We start from the raw sequence: 19,361 nt of genomic DNA on the forward strand, positions 1-19,361 counted from the left end.
TTTCTCACGAAAGAACAGGGGATATTATTTATGACGAAATCTACATTATTTACGATCCTGCTAACAAGTTCAGCCATGGGCATCATGGCACAGACAAAATTATCAGGGAAAATATTTGACAAGGATGGACAGCCATTTAAAGGAGCTACCGCCAGTCTTTTACGCTTACCAGATTCGGCATTAGTCGCACAATCCGATGCCGACAAAGATGGTTTATTTCTGTTACAGGCAGCTAAAAATGGTAATTATATAATTCGCTACAGTTCCGTTGGTTACACGACGGTATTCAGCAAAACCTACCAGTTATCCGGTGCAGAGCAAATTGCCACACCCCTATTTTTACAACCTCTCGCACATACGATGGAAACCGTCAATGTGATCGGAAAGCAAGCGAGTGTACGCCAGTATGCAGATAAAATGGTTGTTGATGTCGAAGGAAGCGTATTGGCAGAAGGGAACAATGTGCTCGAGCTCTTAGAAAAAACACCCGGTTTAGTCTCCGATGGCAAGGGAAATTTTTCTATTCAGGGCCGCGCCGGAGCCAATGTACGGATCAATGGGCGCGATATGTATGTATCGGGCGAACAGCTCGCAAGCATCCTTCGCGGCCTCCAGGCCTCCGAAGTTTCAAAACTTGAACTGATCAGCAATCCTTCAGCCCGCGAAGATGCCTCAGGGACAGCGGGGATCATCAATATCGTAACCAAGCGAAATGGGAAAGTAGGCTTTGGTGGCGATGCTTTTGTCCGTGCCGGCCAAGGCAGAAAATTCCATGGTGGTTATGGCGGAGGCCTCCACTATAAAGTAAACGGCCTGGATATGTACCTGCAGGGCAATACAAGTTACGACCGCAGCAATAGCCATAATCTGACCGAAAGAAGCTTCTATAACCAAGGCAGCTTAACCTCCTTTCAACGGCAGCATGAAAGCAAGAAACTTGATGACGCCTCTTTCCATAGCCTACGGGCGGGAGCAAAATATGAATTTTCCGACGGGGGAATCCTCGATGGAAGTGTACATTGGATGAAAGGCAACTATCAACCTTATGCCTCCATTGAGATGGATACCTGGAGCTATCCTGCGAACATCCACACGGAAAAGGCGCGGAGTAAAAACCGCTTTGACGAGACTTTTAAAAACTGGACATTTAATGTGAACTATAGTAAGAAATACGAAGGTGAAGATCATTTTTTAAAATTCAATTTTGATTTCGCGCCCCACGGCAACGATTACAACAATCGTTTTGAAACGGATAAGTTCAATTTACAAACGGATATGAAAATGAGTACAGGACGAACCAATGTACAGGATTTAAGTAATACGACCTATTCCGGCAGACTCGATTATAGCAAACCCTTAACTGATTCAAGCAAAATAGAGCTTGGCTGGAAAGGAACCTACTTTTTCATTAATAATGATGTGGTCAATACCCTATTGGATAAAGGTACATGGATCCGTGATAATGCCACTTCCAACCGTTTTCAATACACCCAGCATATTGAAGCACTCTATGCCATCTACTCTGGCAAATTCAAACGACTCGAATATCAGGCTGGTCTGCGTGGTGAGTATACCTTTATAAATGCCAATCAGGTGACCTTAAACAAGGAAAATCACCAACGCTATTTCGACCTTTTCCCGAGTGGCTCATTGCTTTATCACCTCAATGATAAAAATACCATAAGGACATCCTTCAGCAGTCGAATTGAGAGACCGGGCGATCACGACATCAATGTATTTCGGATCTATGAGGATGCCTATAGTTACAACGAAGGGAATCCGGATTTAAAACCAGAGAAGAGTTACATTACGGAGATAGGTCATGGTTATAAAAATAAGTTGTTCACTACATTGGGTATTTCTTATGGCCGTGATATGATCAATTGGATTGTTCGCCAAGGGGATCAAGTCGGCGAAAATCTGTCGCGGCCAGAGAATATAGGACGATATCTGAATTACAGCGCCAGCGTGATGTACAATCAGACATTGCGTTCCTGGTGGACCGCAAGCCATTATATCAATGCATTCTACAACAACTATTCCGGTGAAATCGGCGATGTAAAACTAGATTCAAAAGGTTCCAGCTGGACGGCCAATAGCCGCCATACGCTGCAATTCAAGTATGGCTTGCGCGCTGAAATAGCACTTTATTATCGTTCGGGAATTACTACCGGTCCTTCTCGGACCGACAAAAGGTACGGACTGGATCTAGCTGCAGAAAAGAAAATGTTTGGTGAACGTGGCATGATCAAGCTTACAGCCAATGGTTTACTCCGAAATGCTAATCCACAATTAATCAGCGAATACGGAGACCTGAAGGTATTTTACTCCGATTTTCCGGACAACAGAAAAGTACTATTGTCATTGAGTTATCGGTTTGGCAACTAAATGGTATGGCGTAACAGCTGCGCGTCAACCACCACGTCCATCGCGTTCATCAGCGCTTCTAACTGTACTGTCAACGGACTGTTATCGCGAACGGCAACCTCCTTTGCCTGATTCATTCTGATCCCTATTGAAATGATACGTAGTTTTACCGTCCCGGGTTTTATTGATGGAAAATTCGGGACCGTACCGTCATCAAACAAGATCTGTGCAGTTTGCTTGTCTGGTAGAACCAGCAAATTGTTATCCGATAATCTCACCGGATCGCTCGGATCAGCTTTTGGCTGTAAAAGAAAATACAAGAGGGTAGCAAAGGCATAGAAAGCGATACAAGCAGCGATCCTGGTCCAAGTTGAGCCCCAGAGGCTTGTCCTGGTTTTTGTAATAGCGGTATGCGTCTTTTTTGCGCTAGATATACTGGACAGGATCCGTTGGAACTGGCGTTGTCTATCGACCTTCGTCGGCTTAAAAGGCTGTTCTATCACCCCTTCCCATTGCTGTTCCAGCACGGCCATAAACTCCGGCGTATGAATTAGTTCCAGATGCGTTTGATTCCATCGCGGAACATCAACTTTACCACAATATTCTTTGATTGATTACGAATAATTGGTCTAATCTGCGATCTAAATTAGAAAATAATTCTAGATTCTTTAAATCAAATTATCGAAGCAGAAAAATTCTGCTGCCCGGAATTTATGATACAATTGACCGCACATGCACCCTGCATAGCACAATTTCAGCAAGCAGGACCGGCACAAAAATCAGCAACACAAACACCATTAGCACCTAAAATACAGCCACATAATAAACAAACAAGTTACTATACAATTGTATTATCCAGAGCCATAGTTAGGATAAATCATCGCAATTTCATACATTTGTGTCTTATGGTTAAAACCACTCAATCGGATATAGCATAGTAAACACCTTGTACGTCCAGTATATCGTGTCCCTTCAACTTCTCTTGGATCATTCTATCCAGGAGTAACACTTTATTATTTTTTATTTACACTGCGCAAAAAACAAAAGTGTTTCCTTGCGCCAAAATTTGCTATATCATGAATAATGAGCATATCATCAACAGAGACGAATTCAGTTTTAACCTTCATCAATATGGTTGGAATGATAAATTAAATCAACTGAAACAAAATTCTCTATTTAAATCGCTCCCACACGGTCGTATTGCGACTGTCCATCGGACCTGCTACGAAGTTGTATCCGAAAGCGGACTGCTGCAATGTGAACTGACCGGAAATATGCTTTTCGGAAAATCAGCTTATGAGCTTCCCTGCACGGGAGACTGGATCATTTTCCAGCAATTTGAGGAAGATAAGGGTATTATTGTAGACATACTCCCAAGGGAGCGTGTATTAGACCGTAAAAAAAACGGCACTATTTCAGATAAACAGGCAATAGCCGCTTACATAGACAAAGCATTTATTGTACAGAGCCTCGACTCAAATTTTAACATGCGCCGCGCGGAACGTTTTGCCGTCCAGATTTTTGAGGCAAATATCCAGCCGATACTGGTACTCAACAAGGCCGACCTGGATTTCGACCACGGACCGATAGCAGAGGCGACAAAGCACTTTCAGCTACAGATGCCTGTTTATCTGACAAGTATACACCAGCCGGAGACAATTACGGCTTTACGCAACTGTATCGGAACAGGCGAAACTGTTGTCATGGTAGGCTCATCCGGTGTAGGAAAAAGTTCACTTGTCAATGCCTTATGCGAAAAACCGGCTGTTCACACTTCCGCGATCAGCGAGTCCACAGGCAAAGGGCGACATACTTCCACACGACGGCAGATGGTTGAGATGACTGATGCCGGGATACTGATCGATACCCCCGGAGTCCGTGAATTCGGACTGACCACTGACGGCATCGAAACATTGACCGATACACTGGATATGAAGGACTATGTTGGATTTTGCCGCTTTAAAGACTGCACGCACCACAATGAACCCGGCTGTGCCGTATTGGAAGCAGTCAAGAATGGTAACCTGGATCAGAAAATTTATCAAAGTTATCTTAAACTCGAACGCGAAATCGACCATTTTAGTACGTCATCACATCAAAAGCGGAAAAAGGAAAGGTCTCAATCAAAATTGCTGAATGAATATAAGAAACGGCAAGGCCTAAGACGTTAATACCGCGTATAAGGTCCGGGTATCCAGCTGTACCCGGATCTTTCTACCAATAGTTGGTATAAGCTTTGGATAAATCTCATCGCAGCGATAAATATCTTATTTTTAAAGCAGTTTCATAAAATCCCATGCACCTGCCTCCCGACCAGTATTAATCGGGCAAAAAAACTAGTCTCACGACTAGTTTTTTTCATGAAGTTCTTTCGATACCTTCTATTGCAAAAATCAATCTTTATTAAAGACCAAGCCAGCCGAAAAGCTATACCCGGGAATTATCTGTTCAGCTATTTGTCATGGTAAAACAATACACATTACCTGCAAAATCCGCAACATAGACCTCATTTCCCTGAATAGTGACTTCAGCCAAAATCGGCGTACCCAGGTTAATTTTTTGCACTAAAGTTCCATCCGGATTTAAGACATACAAATAGCCATCCGACCCTCCAAAAAACAATTTTCCAGCCGCATAGCGAATACTCGACTCAACAGTACTCACTTTTTTATGCTGATCCGGACTGGAATATGCTGAGGTATAGATCAGCGCTTCACCGGTCTGGAAATTCCATTTTTCGGTTAAATTTCCGCGATCGAAAGCCTTTATCCCATTGGTCGCTGTTGGCATGATCAGCAAACCTTCGGTCAGGAGCGGCGAAGCCATCACTTTAAAATCGTCTTGGCTCTGTGTCCTGTTGATTACTGCACCGGTCTTTTGATCCAACTGAAAAAGGTTGTTCAGGCCAGCGACATACAAAGAAGTGGCATCAGCAGTAGCCCCACCCGTTCTAAACCGCAAACCATCATCATTTTTCTTCCACAGGAGCTTGCCGGTCCTGCAATCATGAACAAATAAGCTATTCCAGTTCGCTCCGGTAATTAGATAGTCGTTTGTGATGAGCAGTTCTCCCGGCATACCTTCGCCGCCATTCCAATCCCGATTTTGCCAGATGATTGTGCCATCGTCAACTTTTATTGCTGACAGGTAATTTCCCGCACCGGTATAATAAATACCATCACGGACGACGCCGGCGCTAACATAGCCCGGAAGCCGTCCGCCACTGAGGTCTTTCTTCCATACAAGTTTACCATCTTTTTCATTGATCGCGTAAATTGTCCCTCCCATATCTGTTGCCAGAATCAAGCCCTTGCTATAGGCCAATTTCTGCTTTACCGAATTCTGGGTCTGAAAGGTCCAGACAGTCTCACCCGACCGTTTTGACAATGCCTGAATTTTACTTTTACCACCGATGGCATCATCAATACTGGCCACATAAACCCGTTGTCCCTGTACCAGTGGAGAACTCTTCCATATATTCGCCCCAATGTTTGATGACCAGGTCAACTGGAGCAGATCTGTCGAGGCAGGCTCCTTATTCCAATCAAATTTCTTCAAAGCCTGCGTACCATCTCCATAATTCACTTCCAGCATGATCGTCTGCTTTTGATTGCTATGAGCTGTAGCAGTAATCGTTCCACGCCAGTTCCAGTCACTGGTATTATTCAGCCCGACCGATTTCTGCGGGACACCCTGTTGATTTAATAGCGTAGCATATACAGAAATAATACTCTTTTCGGAGTGGTACACACTGGCACTGATGTCCAGTTTTTGCCCAGTTGCAATCTGTATCTTCCTGCTCTGCGGATAGATCAATGCGATGTGATCCGACAGATAAGGATATGTTGGAGTGACCTTGCTTACCCCGTTTTTGTCTACATCTATAACCATGAATTGCGCCACAGAATTATCTATCCCACCTTTATTTGGTGCGTTTGTGGATATAATCGCTACTCCATCCCTGCTACCAAAACTGTAGTTGTTGTGCCAGTGACCATACAGATAAGCTTTTAGGTTATACTGTCTTAAATCGATGGAATCGGTTTTCCCTTTCATGACAAAATCCTTTCCTACAATCAGGTCATGATTGATAAAAACAAGTGGTTTGTCTTTCGCCTTCAGGGCCAAGTCCTTTTTGAGCCAGGCGATTACCTGATCCTGGTTGTAGCTCGGGGCATAGTCACCACCGGGCATCGGGGTAACGACAAAATGTGCCGGTCCGGCCTCAAATGAATAATACACCGGGCCAAATAAATCTTCAAATAGCTTCTCGCCGTATTCACCTTTGACAAGATCGTGGTTTCCTACCGTATAATAAGTCGGTACACCCATCAGTTCACTATTGACCTGCCGTGCATGAAATTGCATGCCCGGCTCATAGCAGATATCGCCCGTGTGCATAATCAGCGCAGCCTGCTGCTGTTGCGAAAATTTACGGATATTATCTATCCATTCGCCATATAGCGGTGTTTCGGTATCCGTAATCTGGATAAATCGAAGCTTATCCCCTTGCTGTTTTTTGTCCGCAATTACGCCAAAATCATAACGTTCCAATTTGGGATCAATCTTTATATAATGGGTTCCGCTCGCTTGATATCCAGCCGGAATGCGTACAAAAAGAAATTTAGCTTTTTCATTCTTTTTTAGGCTGAAGCTTCCATCGGCGGCAGTCGGTAAAACATCGTAACCATCGGATATGACCACACCCGGCATTCCTTTTTCATTGCGATCCATCTTTTTGTTCTTATCAAGATCCAAAAAGACATGTCCCTGATATTGCGCATACATCGCGTTGCTGCACAAAAGCAAGAGTGGAAGTATAATCTTTTGTATCGGTCTTCTCATGTCAAAATATTATCTATTCAAAATTCATTAGTTATAATAAAAGGAAAGATAGGATCTATTCTGCCAATTGAATTCACCTATCTTTACCTTTATCAAAAAAACACCACTCAGTTACCAAAAATTTGTCTGCACCAATTTACTGCCATCCAGCACCATTTGGCTATTGGCCACCGGATAGTAGTAATATTTAGGTTTTTCAAATGTCTTCTTTTTATCTCTTGCCACCGTAAACATAATATGGCCGCTGTTTCCATTTTCAAGATAGATGGTCGTATTGTTACCATTGGCATCCTTTAAATAATAGAGGGAAATATTCTTCTTTTCCTCTTCTGTCAGGTCTTTGATCGGGTCGGTATCTTTTGCGGATTCAAGTATCGCGATATCAATTTTACCATCTCCCGTTACATCCATCGGGCCTAATTTCTTCACATACATCCCTTGTTGTTGATCAGCCAGGCGCTCGCCAACTTCCCATCGAAAGATATCCCGGTATCGCTGACCTTCACAGGCCAGTTCGACACGTCTTTCTCTGCGGATTTCGAGGATAAGTCCCACATTGCCACCCTTCACATTTGGATAGTATGTTTGCAATACGGGATCAATATTGGCATTAGCTTCCCCCAGCTGCATGGCCGGCATGCCCACACGTGCACGCAACAGATTGATTGATTTGTCAAGATCTGCCTGGCTCGTGAGTGTCCCCAGCTCCGCTTTAGCTTCTGCAAAAATGAGTAAGATTTCGGCATAACGAAACACAAATGCATCTGTGTAGGCCGATTCCCAAGCGATCATTTCTGTTATTTCAGGATAAAACTTGATCTGATTGTAACCACCCAATGTCGGTTTCAGGCGATGTGGAGTTGGAACATTGACTGGCTGAAATCCGGGTTTCATAAAGGTTTGCTCAAAGCGCGGATCGCGGTTAACGAATACTTGGTCAATATTCTTTGTTTTATAACCTGCTTGTTCAGTAAAACGTTTTCCATCTTTCATCAGATAACTTTCCATCAGCGTTTGGCTCAGCGCCCATTCATAGTCCAATACCGTATGCGCATTTCGCATTCTTCTAAGATCTTTATCGTAATCAATAAATAGGATAGTTTCTGGATTTGCCTGTAGATTGAGGCTGATAAATAGATCCCGATAGGCACGGTTGACGCCGCCGGTGGTACTGATCGAAAATTTGGCCGATTTCATAATCTCTTCGGCGGCAGAAACAGCCCGCTGAAGAAACGTGTTGGCCGATCCACTCAGGTTCAAATACGTGTGATATTTACGGAACGTTCCCTCTTGCAAGGCGAACTGCGCCAATTGCGCCAGGGCTGCCCACTTGGTGACTGTGGATTTGTGACCGTCAGCTTTGATGTTGGCAACCGCAAATTCAAGATCCGCCATGATCGAGTCCACCACAAGCGTTCGGCTATCCTGCTTCTTGTTTAATAAATCAAGATCCGAGGTGCCCATCGTCATACTGTACCAGGGCACATCACTATACTGGTTAACCTTATCAATATAGAAACGAGCACGAAAGAACCGGGCGATACCGAGATAATGGTTTACCTCGGTAGCATTGGCTCCCTTCACTCGGCCCGCATTTTCAAGAAAGAAATTAATATTTCGTAGGGCAGACCAGCTCCACACGGCTGCATTCTGGGGGCTTATCCCGCCACGCATGATCTCATCAATTGTGCTGCCTGAATTGTGATGGGCCAGATTATCTGTTCCCAGATCTGCTATCGGCGCACTCAAACTGCCGTAAAAACCATCTGTATATGTTTTTAGATCGGTTACATTGCTAAAAAAAACTTCGGGTGTAACCGATGTGGTGGGATACCGTTCCATGAAATCATCGTTACAGCTCATGATCAGGAACAAGGCCCCTACCAGCGCTCCGATCTTGCTAATTTGTCTTTTTATATTTTGCATAATAATAGTCATTTTAGAAATTAAAGTTTAAGCCAAACGAGTAAGTCCGCTGAAAAGGATAAGCCGTCCGGTCGCCGACAATTTCAGGGTCTAGATAATCCATCAGTTTGGTAAACTCAAAAAGGTTTTCGCCGCTGACAAACAGACGTAGCCGATCGATTCCCCATCTATCTGTGATCAATTTCGGAAGGGTGTAACCCAGGGTCACATTCTTCACTCTTAAATAGCCTGCATTCTGCAAATATTTGGTCTGTGTGGCAGCCAGTTCGATACCGCTCTGCTCAGCTACATAGGACTTGGGTCTTGGCAAATAGGCATTTGGATTCTCGGGTGTCCAATGGTCCAGGTTGAACTTGGTCAGGCTCGCCCAGGGCTGCGCATAAATACCCCAAAAATAATGGTCGCCGCCCGAAGGATAATAGTTTCTTTTTCCGACACCTTGCAAAAAGACACGCAGATCAATGCCATTCCAGCTTGAATTCAAATCAACACCGTAGCTGTAACGTTGTCTCGAATTACCAATCACCTTGTAGTCTCCATGATTGTCTAAGGTCCAATCACCCCGGTTTATTTCGCCATCACCGTTGATATCGGCAAATTTAAGGTCGCCAGGTTCCAATCCCCTTGTACCAGGGTAAGAGGTCACATTATTTTGATTGGCATGCGCCTTGATCTCTTCCTGCGATTGGAAGAATCCTAAGGTCGTCAGTCCCCACATTTCACCCAATTCCTGACCAACATAATAATCACTTAAGTTATTTATCGGATTATTGTATTTCGTAATATAGGCTCTACTATCTGCGAGATTGATCCTTGCCGAGACTGTGAACGGTTTGCTGGCCACCATAAATTCTTTGTTGTAACCAAGAGTCAATTCCCAACCATTGGTTTTTAGGTTTGCCGCATTTTCAAATGGTACACCTGTACCCAGCACGACCGGCAATACCCGGCCTGCTGTCAACATATCTTTTGTATCGCGACGATAAATATCGAATGAACCGAAAAGCTGATTTTTAAACAAGCCGATATCCACCCCAAAATTAGCCTGCGTAATGGTCTCCCAGGTCAGGGTCGACGACACTAAGCCCGGACTGCCCACAATGGGTACAACCTTGCCATCCAAGATAGCACCACTGCCCTTGGACATCTCGGCAATGTAAGGGTAATAGATGTCCCTTAAATCCTGGTTTGCCAACGAACCGTACGATCCCCGCAGTTTAAAATTAGATACCGTTTCCTTCAGCGGCTGAAAGAAGCTTTCCTGCGAAACTACCCAGGCTGCAGATACCGAAGGGTTGAATGCGAATCTGTCTTTTTTAGGGAACCGCGAAGAGCCATCGTAGCGTAAATTAGACTCGAGGATATACTTGTCTTTGTAGGTATAATTCAATCTGGCAAAAGCGCCCCGTACTGACCAGGCATAATCTGATGCCCCGACAGAAGGCGTTTGACCCGTCGCTAATCCGATCGTCGGCAGGGAATTGGAAATCAACTGATCGCGCGATGCCGAAAACGACTCATAAATGCGCTCTTCCTGGTTGAAACCCAGCATCAATGAAAAATAGTGATCCTTGATTGTACGTTGATATTGCGAGTAGATGTTGTACACATTATAGCGTGTTTCATTACTTCCATTGGAGGCATAACTGTTAAAGTTTTGCTTGGTCATCACATCTGGCCCTGTGCTATAGGCAAGCGGCAACTGAAAGAAATGTGATTTTCCTGAAACCCTTCTGAAGGTCGCGTCCCCATTTAAGGTCCATACATTTTTGATGAAGTCGATCTTTGCACCAAAGCTAGTCTGAAAATCATTATTTCGGCTAATACTACGTCCCCCTTCGGCTACCGCACCGATCATGTTTACCCCGGCTTCGGTATAGGTACCGTCCGGATTATAAACGGTATTTAATGAAGGCTGACGGTTGACATTATGCCAATAGAGATAGCCCTGATCAATTGCTGAAGGCTGATCATATTTATCGTTGGTAAAGGTCGTATTATTGGACAAGGTAAACCAGTCCGTGATTTTATAATCACCTTTTACCCTGAAATTATAACGATCATAGGTATCGGGGCTAATGCGCAGCATACCATTTTGTCTATAATATTCACCCGAAAGATAGAAGGAAGAACGTTCATTTTTCTGTGCGATGCTGATGTTGTTGGTATACGAAGGCTGAATATCTTTATATACCTCCTTAAACCAATCCGTAGACCCCAGATAGAGATAAGCATTTTTATTTTGCGGATCGACAATCACACGCGGCAAGGACGGATCTTCGCTCAGCTGTTTACCATATTCCAGCATTTTCTCATCATAAAGGCTATACCAGGGTGCGGACATGATATTTCTGTATTTCATGACCTGATAAGGGTCGTCCTCAATCTCTACCGACCGTGTAATTGCCTTGGCGCCAAAAATGGAGTTGGCAGTCACCTTGACATCTTTTGTTGTACCCGATTTGGTGGTCACCAATACCACACCAAAAGCAGCGCGGCTACCATAGATCGCTGCCGATGCGGCATCTTTTAACACCGTCACACTGGCGATGTCCATGGGATTCATGCGATTGAGTTCATCGTTTGTGGCCGGCACCCCGTCGATCACGATCAAAGGTCCACCTCCCGATAGCGAAGTGTAACCACGCACGTTGATTCCCGGCGAACTATTAGCTCTTCCCGATGTCGGTGTAATGTTCAGATTGGCCATGGCGCCCTGCAAGGCCGTCCCGACATTGGTAATGGGTCTACTTTCCAGAAACTTTTCGCCGATCTGATCGACAGCTCCCGAAAGATTGATCTTTTTTTGCGTACCGTAGCCAACTACAATAACCTCATCCAGATGAGACTCGGCAGTTTCCATCAGTACATCCGCCCTGTTCTTGTCCGAGACATTGACTTCGGCATCTTTATAGCCCATAAAACGAAATAGAAGGATTGCCTTCTCCGGAACACGAATATTGTACCGACCGTCCCTGTCGGTACTTGTTGCTATTCCGGGTACCCCTAATACGGTCACGCTCACTCCCGTCATAGGCCCCGAAGCATCCCTGACAATACCTGAGATCTCACGGTCCGTTTGCTTCTTTTCTTTAATGACAATGGTACTTCCCATGATATCGAAGATCAGATTGCGTCCGCGCAATGTTTTTGCCAGCGCAGCCCTCACATCGGATCCGGCCACGGAAATATCCACACGCGAAGCATTTTCAAATAATCTTTCGTCGTAAAATAGACGTAATCTGGTTTGATTGGAAATCTCTTTAAGAACAGTTTCAATCCTGGCATTTTTCAAGGATAGATTTACTTGTTGCGCATATCCTGATGCTCTAGCACCAATCGTAAATGCCAGCAGCAGTACACAAATCAACTTCATAGTCACTATGACTTTAATGCTTAGGGTATAAGAATGACTTCTCCGGTCCCCCCGTGCTATTAATGGAGAAAAAAATTTCATAACTTTGAATTGTTAAGGGTTTAATAATCTATAGAATTCGCACTTCAATAAATTTGGCTCTTTACAACAGGGGATGCGTCAACATCCCCTTTTTCTTTTGTATCGGACCTTTTGGCTAAGTTGTCTGCTTATATCATATTTTATAAATTTTAATTGGTAAAAAATTAACTGTATTAACGAATGACGATATGCCGTCCATCGATCTCAAACTTTCTGTTGGTCCCGAAGGCCAGAATTCGCAATACCTCAGAGAGCCTTGACTCCCTACTGAGCGTCCCATTAAACCGACTGTTAAGGGGTATATCCCCCACATTGACAAATTCCACATTATACCAACGCGAAACCTGGTCAATAATCTCGGCAAAGCTACTGCCATCAAGTACAAACTCACCGCGTTGCCAAGCCGTATTCTTTTGGATGTCTGCCGGCTGTACGTGTATTTTATTCGCACTGATGATCGCTTCATTTCCGGGAGAAAGATAAGCCTCGCGCCCTTGGTTCATAATTTTAACCTTGCCTTCCACCAATGAGGTGTTGATTTCCTTGTGGTAGGCATTGACATTAAAGCTGGTCCCGAGTACTTCGATAACGGAGTTTTCGACCTCAATGCGAAAAGGTTTGCTGGCATCTTTGGCCACTTGAAAAAAGGCCTCACCGACCAGCTTCACCCTGCGTTCATCACCGACAAATTGATCCGGGTATTCTAATTTAGAAGCAGCATTCAGCCAGACTGTGGTTCCATCGCTCAGCAGGACACTATAGGTTCCGGCAGCTGGAACCTCCAATGTGAGGTTTCCTTTAAATTCGCTGGTTTTTACATTTTCGGAAAGTGTTTCCCTTCCCAATAACTGAGTTTCTCCCTGTTCATTGGATAGTTTAGCAAAGCGTTCCCCCGGAAGAATATCATTTTTAAACAGGCCGGAGGTGTCCGCTGTGATTGCAGCGAGTTGTGGAACAGAGCTTGTCTGTTTTTGGTGTAATAATAAAAACGTGGTCGTTAATGCCAAAAGAATAGAGGCAGCTATGGCCACCCGTTTCCAGGCAAAGACATTCTTTTTGGGTTTTACCTGATTTATCTCGCCTTCAAATTTGTGCATCAGCATATTTTTTGAACGCTCCAAGGCCGCCTCTTTTTCCATGATCGGAAGTGCTGGTTCTTCATCAAATGAAAAGAACCATTCGGTTACCATCCGTTCTTCATCCGGATTACATTCCCCCTTGAGATATTTTTTCAGTAATTTTTGAGCCTGCTCTCTTTGATTATCTTCTGTCATATATTTATATAACCCCAGATAAACTGTAGAAGTACCGAAAAAAAATGCTTTTTATTTTGCTTTAAGCTTTAAATGACTTAAAGCCAGGGAGATATTATTTTTGACAGTCTGTTCGGAGATGGATAAACGGAAAGCGATCTCCTTAATGCTCAAGCCTTCCACCCGGCTGAGATTGAATGCAGACTGCATGGTCATAGGCATTTTGGCGATTTCATGATCCAGCATAAAGGATAACTCCTGAACCAGCAATTTCTCATCGCTGCTACTGGCACCGACGGGTTCTTCTTCTAATGGAAGCACAAGTCGTTCAAAATGCTTGATCCGCTTCTGATCTTGAATCATCCAGTCGATTACCTCATATTTGGCCGCTTTGAAAAGATAGGGGTAGATTGAATCCTCAATTTCAATTTTATGGCGCCGGTTCCACAAAGAAGCAAAAACGTCCTGAAGGATATCTTCCGCATCCGTAATTGAGCCGATCCGTTTTAGGATAAAGCTTAGTAATGTATTGCCATAGCGATCAAACAACACCGAAAATGCTTGTGTATTGTCATCTTTTACAATATCAAACAGTTCCTTATCAGACAATTCTTTCATGACGCATTGATTATATGTACGCGATATCGGATTTCCAGAGGATTTATGCAAAGTTATAATTGTGATGTTAATATAACATTAAATTGTACATCGTGCAAGATCAAGTTAAAATCTATTTTTCCACAGGATAAGGCTTCTGACAAAATCTTCAAGTTGCATGGTATTGGATCTAAATGTGTAGTCATATCAGTTGTTAAAGCCCAACTTTGGGATTATAGATCAATAAACGGATCCTCGTATCCAATAAAAAAGGCCGGAACAATTACTGCTCCGACCTCAAAAAAAACCTTTAACCCTATGTTTACCTATTCATCTTTCTAAAAATATCCACTAATGAACAAGGCTAGCGAAAAGCGGTCCCCACCCCATTGCTAAGTCGGTCATTTTCTGAAAGAAAAGCTGGGCGGACAGAAATTTGTATTTAAAATCCGCTAAGACGCGTTCAAAATGCCTGCGCCGAAAATATATTTCCATTGTGCCTGCACGGTGAGTCAACCTGTTCCCCGCATCAAAACTTGATTGACGACCGACAATAGTTCATGTATCTCAAAAGGCTTGGGTAGAAAGTCGTTAGCTCCAGCATTGAGGGCAATATCCCGACCATTATATGAAGCTGAAATACAGAGGATAAAAAGGCCGTTGAATTCTCTATGCATACGAATCTGCCTAATAAGATCCCCACCATTTGTTCCTGGCATATGTAAATCACAGATAAACATATCAGGTTTTTCGTTTATTATCATGTCCAAGACGAGCGAACTGTTGCTTTCGCTTATGACGGTGGCATCAGTCATGCTCAATATCAGCTCCAAAGCCTCCAAAATTACGAGGTTATCGTCACATAAAAAGATCTTTTTGCTCATTGTCTTAAAATCTATCGTAAAAACTACCACACATTGTTCTCTTTTTGTGTTATCATGTGCAAAAAAATGCTTGACTGGATCCCCTCTCTACTTTTGTACAATATTCCCAATCAATAATCTTTATTCCTACCTGGTCTCACCTGGACTTAGATCCTGTTCAACCAGTGGAATTCGTTGAATCTGTTCACGCATCCAATTGTTAAAATCTATATCCGATGCGATCTTCAGCTTTTTACGCAATCTATTTTTGCGTACCTGTACAGCCCGTACCGTGACAAAAGTATATTGAGCAATATTTTTGGTCGAAAAATTAAGAAAGGTCATAGCGCAAAATTCTAATTCGCTACTACGGATTTTAGGGTTAATTTTCTTTAATGAGACAACAAAATCTGGATAGATCTCAGTGAACAAAGCCAAAAATTCAGCACTATTATTCTTCGCTAAAGCAATGAGATCATTAAAGTTATTCCTTTCCATTATATATTGTTTTTCGGTAAATTTTCATTTCTTATTTCCAACCGCTGACAAAACCCTTTCATCAATAGCTGACAATTAAGCTCGACAGAGCTCAAATGATCCCTGCCGAGTTAATCCCAAATATATTATCACGGGCCCTCACGCAAATCGGGTCCGGGTGATAAACAGCACTGCGAGTATCCAACGTATTAACGGTCTATTTTAGCGATGCTTTTATCCATTAGCTTCTTAGCCGGAATAGCTGGCCCAGTCTGCTTGACAAATATTTGCATTAAAAGAAAGAATCAAGAAAAACAGCCTTTCACATTAGTATCACATTTTATAAAAACCTAATAAACAGCACATTGAAATCACAAAAAAGCTACATTTAATCTAACGCGAAAGTTAGATAAACCTCTTGCTACTCCAAAAGAAAAAGCCATCTTCGCAAGAAAGCTTTCGATTTTGTTATTTTTCCACTACTGCTCGATGTCCAGTTCAAATGATTCCGTTTCCGGAGTAGACTATTACACTCTTTACTCCCATAAAAAAGCTCGACAGATAAGATAACCTGTCGAGCAAATTGCAGTGGATTAAACAATATCTTCTGGAATATTACCAGTTGATCACGCGATCGTCATCATCCGCTCTATCCCAAGATTCTTGAGGATCGTTGCTGGTCGTTGCAGCAGAACCTGCAGCGATACCTTGTTCCAATTCAACATTGACGGCCTCAATCTTTGGGCTCGTATATATTTTTTTTGATTTATTTGTGTTCATGTCCTATTGTTTTAAATACCATTTTAATGCTTCAAGTATCTAGCTGTACCTATAGGGTACATGCAATTTTCTTTCTACCACTTCCAGATCCCAACATTTTGGTCGCTCCCTGAACAACTTGGGTAATTTTAACGTTATTAGCAGTAGAGCTCCATGGTACCAGGTTAAAATTACCTTGTGTCAGCACCAATGGATATAACGTTCCGCCAGAACTTTTGCTACCATACATTTGCACTTCTCCCGAACGGCTAATGACCACACGGATAATCGGATTTGTTGCAGTACCTGTCATACTATAGATCTGAGGAATAGTGGCTCCTCCCTCGGCATTGGCTCCGTTATATTCACTTCCGTCCGCGAAGCGTATATTCTTAGGCGCAATTGAAATACCCGATTCAAACTGAATCTCTTGTGTTGCTAATTTTGTTCCATTGATTTCCATATTGAAGGAGTTGTCCAATTGAAGGATATCAAAGACAAATCCATAATCTGCTCCCGGAGCAGTAAGATCTTTGGTCACAACATATCCTGCCGGCTGAGTTACTCCATCAACGACAGCTCCACTTCCTGACGCTGCATAATTCCAGTTGAGGTCAGCTCCGCCGGTTACCGGTTCTGTACAAGTCTTGAAGTTCAGGTTCAGGTTATAACGCTGTCCTGGCAGTATCTGTAAACCTGCAACACCAACATTGGATCTTGTTTCACCGTCAATCGTAATTGATCCAAAGCTGAATATACCATTTGTTTCTCCTGGATGGATCAATAGCGTAGGATTACTAGTCACCGAACGTAAGCCCGCTCCCAAAAGCGGGAACTGTACCGCAGTACTAGACGTAGTGCCATTATAGGTTATTGCACCATCTGCTAATTTTAAACTCGCATTCGAATGTGTAGGGTTTATTGTCGGCGAAACCAAACTTGTTATTGCACCGGTCATTTCGGTTGCCATGCTCAAGTTAGTGGTTACTTCACTATACTGATGTTTTAAAACCACTTCAAGATTATTATCACCAGAATGAACTGTTAGGTCTTTTTTGAAGTACATCAGGTCTGCGCTGATGTTCTCCAGGCTTGCATTGTCCAAATCAGCCTGTGCCGTTACAGCGGGTACTGAAGAGGTGCTGTTGACTGAATAGGCGACGAATGTGTAGGTTTTTTCTGCATCCAATTCAATTTCAGTTGAGTTATCTACTGAATTTGTATAGGTTTTTTCAGTTACATAATCACCATCAGCGTTATATACGACGATTTTATATTTGATGTTGGCTGCCAAGGGCGTTCTTTCTTCGACTACCGCCGCACGGCTACCGGACGAGGCCCGTAACAGGTTGCCACTTGTCACGGACGGCTCGCTGGTCAATGTTGCTTCAAAAGAACTTGTACGGGTAAAAGGGACAACGACTGTCTGTGCTGTAGTCGAGGAACTAGTTCCATTACCCGCTTTCTTTGTTGTTACCACTGGGTTTTCTACCCCAAGCAACTGAATGTTAACGCTCGCTTTGCCACTTGCTGCCACACTGTCTTTGCTTTCCTTACAGGAATACATAGATCCACATACCAAAGCTGATAAAACAAATGTCCTCAAGCTTCTTCCTGTCTGTGTTTGTAAAACCATTTTTTTTCTTAGTTTTTGATGATTAATAAACATTTTAATTAATTAGCGACAAATATCAAAACAATTTCTCATAAAGAAACAACTGTAACATATCACAAATATATCACATATTTATGCGTATAAAACAAATAAAATGCATTAATTAGAAAAATATTATCTTTAAATAACACTAACAAAACAATCAGAAGCACTTGAATCTAGTTTTTTTGAGCGATTACTTTATATAACGGAGTTAAAAAACACCATAAATCAAATCACCTTAAAAATGTGATACATATGCGATATATCTGTGATATCTAAATCAGTCAATTTATTAAACTATAGCATTATTTTTGATGCAAAATGTGTAATATATTGAATCGATATATTAAGTTATGAGAAGTCACCAGAACAGCTAATTATTTAAATGAAGAGATATTAAATACCCAATGTTAATTTTAAAACGCCAAGAATAGTACAAAACAGTAGGAATCTAAACTAATAAAAGGCATTTATTAGGAGGATACAGCTGCTTTGATCCAGTATTGCACAATGTATCCTATTTTAATAGATGTTAGTCATAAACCAAATAATAAAAATACACATGAAAAAGAAAACTGAAAAAAAGATCTACGTGACACCCGTCATCGAGCAGTTAGATGTACTGATGGAGGAAGGTGTGGCCGCAGGCTCGGCAGGGTCAGCCCAACCCGGAGGAGGCTCCGGTGTTAACGAAACAGAATGGAATAACGGTGGATCAGAAACCCAGGATCCGAGTGGCGGTGAATGGTGGAACTAATCAAAATTATTTAAAACAATTATGAAAAAAACAATATTTCAACTAGCAAAAACAAAACTATCCTTGATCATTCTCTTAGCAGTTGCCGTTTCCTGTAGCAAGGAGAAAGGTGAAAATACTGTTGAAGTGAATAAAGGGATAAAACTGGCTTTAACAGAAGCCCAATTCGGCGGAGATAATATATCCGTGGCGAAAGCTTCGGCAAAAGCCGGCGCAACTGAACCTTTAACGATAACTAAAGAAATTCAGTCGGGACCGTTTAGCATCACCGCAGAACTGACCGAAAATACCCCAAGTAACAGCGGGCTTAAAGCATCCACCGGTAAAAAGGCCGCAACGAAATTGCTGTCATTGAGAGGTCCGGTAACCTATCGGGTAGTAGCCTATGAAACAGACGGTACCT

Annotated in this window: 14 protein-coding genes; 4 read left to right on the forward strand and 10 right to left on the reverse strand. The window is 42.8% G+C overall.

What is annotated here, in order from left to right; translation table 11 throughout:
- The first annotated feature begins 30 nt into the window (after nucleotides 1-30).
- On the forward strand, nucleotides 31-2,388 hold the full coding sequence (locus B4G94_RS08205; RefSeq protein ID WP_286858195.1) for a TonB-dependent receptor domain-containing protein: 2,358 nt from the start codon (nucleotides 31-33) through the stop codon (nucleotides 2,386-2,388).
- Here the strand turns inward: B4G94_RS08205 and B4G94_RS08210 are convergent.
- Nucleotides 2,385-2,900, reverse strand: coding sequence for a hypothetical protein (locus B4G94_RS08210; protein ID WP_286858197.1), 516 nt, complete (start codon nucleotides 2,898-2,900; stop codon nucleotides 2,385-2,387). The two genes, B4G94_RS08205 and B4G94_RS08210, sit on opposite strands and share 4 nt — an antisense overlap.
- Nucleotides 2,901-3,443: 543 nt before the next feature.
- Here B4G94_RS08210 and rsgA point away from each other — a divergent pair.
- Entirely contained in the window at nucleotides 3,444-4,538 is a 1,095-nt protein-coding gene (gene rsgA / locus B4G94_RS08215; protein ID WP_286858199.1) for a ribosome small subunit-dependent GTPase A, read from the forward strand.
- Nucleotides 4,539-4,815: 277 nt separating this feature from the next.
- Here rsgA and B4G94_RS08220 read toward each other — a convergent pair whose 3' ends face one another.
- The 9 genes from B4G94_RS08220 to B4G94_RS08260 all read right to left on the reverse strand — a co-directional run bounded on the left by B4G94_RS08220 (nucleotide 4,816) and on the right by B4G94_RS08260 (nucleotide 18,180).
- Nucleotides 4,816-7,212 carry a PQQ-binding-like beta-propeller repeat protein gene (locus B4G94_RS08220; protein ID WP_286858200.1) on the reverse strand — a complete coding sequence of 799 codons (2,397 nt, stop codon included), beginning with the start codon at nucleotides 7,210-7,212 and terminating at the stop codon, nucleotides 4,816-4,818.
- 111 nt (nucleotides 7,213-7,323) lie between these two features.
- Nucleotides 7,324-9,138: a RagB/SusD family nutrient uptake outer membrane protein gene (locus B4G94_RS08225; protein WP_286858202.1), complete on the reverse strand. Its 1,815-nt coding sequence runs from the start codon at nucleotides 9,136-9,138 to the stop codon at nucleotides 7,324-7,326.
- A gap of 13 nt (nucleotides 9,139-9,151) precedes the next feature.
- A complete protein-coding gene (locus B4G94_RS08230; RefSeq protein ID WP_286858204.1) occupies nucleotides 9,152-12,514 on the reverse strand; it encodes a SusC/RagA family TonB-linked outer membrane protein in 3,363 nt (1,120 codons plus the stop codon).
- Between the two features lie 254 nt (nucleotides 12,515-12,768).
- Nucleotides 12,769-13,869: a FecR family protein gene (locus B4G94_RS08235; protein WP_286858205.1), complete on the reverse strand. Its 1,101-nt coding sequence runs from the start codon at nucleotides 13,867-13,869 to the stop codon at nucleotides 12,769-12,771.
- A 51-nt stretch (nucleotides 13,870-13,920) separates the two neighbouring features.
- Nucleotides 13,921-14,466, reverse strand: a complete 546-nt coding sequence (locus B4G94_RS08240; RefSeq protein ID WP_286858207.1) for an RNA polymerase sigma factor — start codon at nucleotides 14,464-14,466, stop codon at nucleotides 13,921-13,923.
- Between the two features lie 491 nt (nucleotides 14,467-14,957).
- Nucleotides 14,958-15,329 (reverse strand): response regulator, encoded by a 372-nt coding sequence (locus tag B4G94_RS08245; RefSeq protein ID WP_286858209.1) that lies wholly within the window; start codon nucleotides 15,327-15,329, stop codon nucleotides 14,958-14,960.
- 126 nt (nucleotides 15,330-15,455) lie between these two features.
- Nucleotides 15,456-15,806, reverse strand: coding sequence for a helix-turn-helix transcriptional regulator (locus B4G94_RS08250; RefSeq protein WP_206531897.1), 351 nt, complete (start codon nucleotides 15,804-15,806; stop codon nucleotides 15,456-15,458).
- 594 nt (nucleotides 15,807-16,400) lie between these two features.
- Nucleotides 16,401-16,565: a hypothetical protein gene (locus tag B4G94_RS08255; protein WP_165306163.1), complete on the reverse strand. Its 165-nt coding sequence runs from the start codon at nucleotides 16,563-16,565 to the stop codon at nucleotides 16,401-16,403.
- Between the two features lie 49 nt (nucleotides 16,566-16,614).
- Nucleotides 16,615-18,180: a fimbrillin family protein gene (locus tag B4G94_RS08260; protein WP_165306162.1), complete on the reverse strand. Its 1,566-nt coding sequence runs from the start codon at nucleotides 18,178-18,180 to the stop codon at nucleotides 16,615-16,617.
- 550 nt (nucleotides 18,181-18,730) lie between these two features.
- Between B4G94_RS08260 and B4G94_RS08265 the strand changes: the two genes are divergently transcribed.
- Together B4G94_RS08265 and B4G94_RS08270 are read left to right on the forward strand one after the other, a co-directional pair.
- Nucleotides 18,731-18,958 carry a hypothetical protein gene (locus tag B4G94_RS08265; protein ID WP_206531896.1) on the forward strand — a complete coding sequence of 76 codons (228 nt, stop codon included), beginning with the start codon at nucleotides 18,731-18,733 and terminating at the stop codon, nucleotides 18,956-18,958.
- 21 nt (nucleotides 18,959-18,979) lie between these two features.
- Nucleotides 18,980-19,361, forward strand: a 382-nt coding sequence (locus B4G94_RS08270) for a hypothetical protein (RefSeq protein ID WP_286858211.1), incomplete at its 3' end; no start/stop codon positions are given.

The sequence above is a fragment of the Sphingobacterium sp. UBA7625 genome (assembly GCF_002484085.1).
GTDB lineage: Bacteria > Bacteroidota > Bacteroidia > Sphingobacteriales > Sphingobacteriaceae > Sphingobacterium > Sphingobacterium athyrii.

Excerpts from the sequence above, each read along its gene's own strand:
- B4G94_RS08250 (WP_206531897.1), bottom strand. The coding sequence starts at position 15,806 with ATGGAAAGGAATAACTTTAATGATCTCATTGCTTTAGCGAAGAATAAT.
- B4G94_RS08220 (WP_286858200.1), bottom strand. The coding sequence starts at position 7,212 with ATGAGAAGACCGATACAAAAGATTATACTTCCACTCTTGCTTTTGTGC.
- B4G94_RS08265 (WP_206531896.1), top strand. The coding sequence starts at position 18,731 with ATGTTAGTCATAAACCAAATAATAAAAATACACATGAAAAAGAAAACT.
- B4G94_RS08240 (WP_286858207.1), bottom strand. The coding sequence starts at position 14,466 with ATGAAAGAATTGTCTGATAAGGAACTGTTTGATATTGTAAAAGATGAC.
- B4G94_RS08260 (WP_165306162.1), bottom strand. The coding sequence starts at position 18,180 with ATGGTTTTACAAACACAGACAGGAAGAAGCTTGAGGACATTTGTTTTA.
- B4G94_RS08225 (WP_286858202.1), bottom strand. The coding sequence starts at position 9,138 with ATGCAAAATATAAAAAGACAAATTAGCAAGATCGGAGCGCTGGTAGGG.
- B4G94_RS08210 (WP_286858197.1), bottom strand. The coding sequence starts at position 2,900 with ATGGCCGTGCTGGAACAGCAATGGGAAGGGGTGATAGAACAGCCTTTT.
- B4G94_RS08205 (WP_286858195.1), top strand. The coding sequence starts at position 31 with ATGACGAAATCTACATTATTTACGATCCTGCTAACAAGTTCAGCCATG.
- B4G94_RS08245 (WP_286858209.1), bottom strand. The coding sequence starts at position 15,329 with ATGAGCAAAAAGATCTTTTTATGTGACGATAACCTCGTAATTTTGGAG.
- rsgA (WP_286858199.1), top strand. The coding sequence starts at position 3,444 with ATGAATAATGAGCATATCATCAACAGAGACGAATTCAGTTTTAACCTT.
- B4G94_RS08235 (WP_286858205.1), bottom strand. The coding sequence starts at position 13,869 with ATGACAGAAGATAATCAAAGAGAGCAGGCTCAAAAATTACTGAAAAAA.
- B4G94_RS08255 (WP_165306163.1), bottom strand. The coding sequence starts at position 16,565 with ATGAACACAAATAAATCAAAAAAAATATATACGAGCCCAAAGATTGAG.
- B4G94_RS08230 (WP_286858204.1), bottom strand. The coding sequence starts at position 12,514 with ATGAAGTTGATTTGTGTACTGCTGCTGGCATTTACGATTGGTGCTAGA.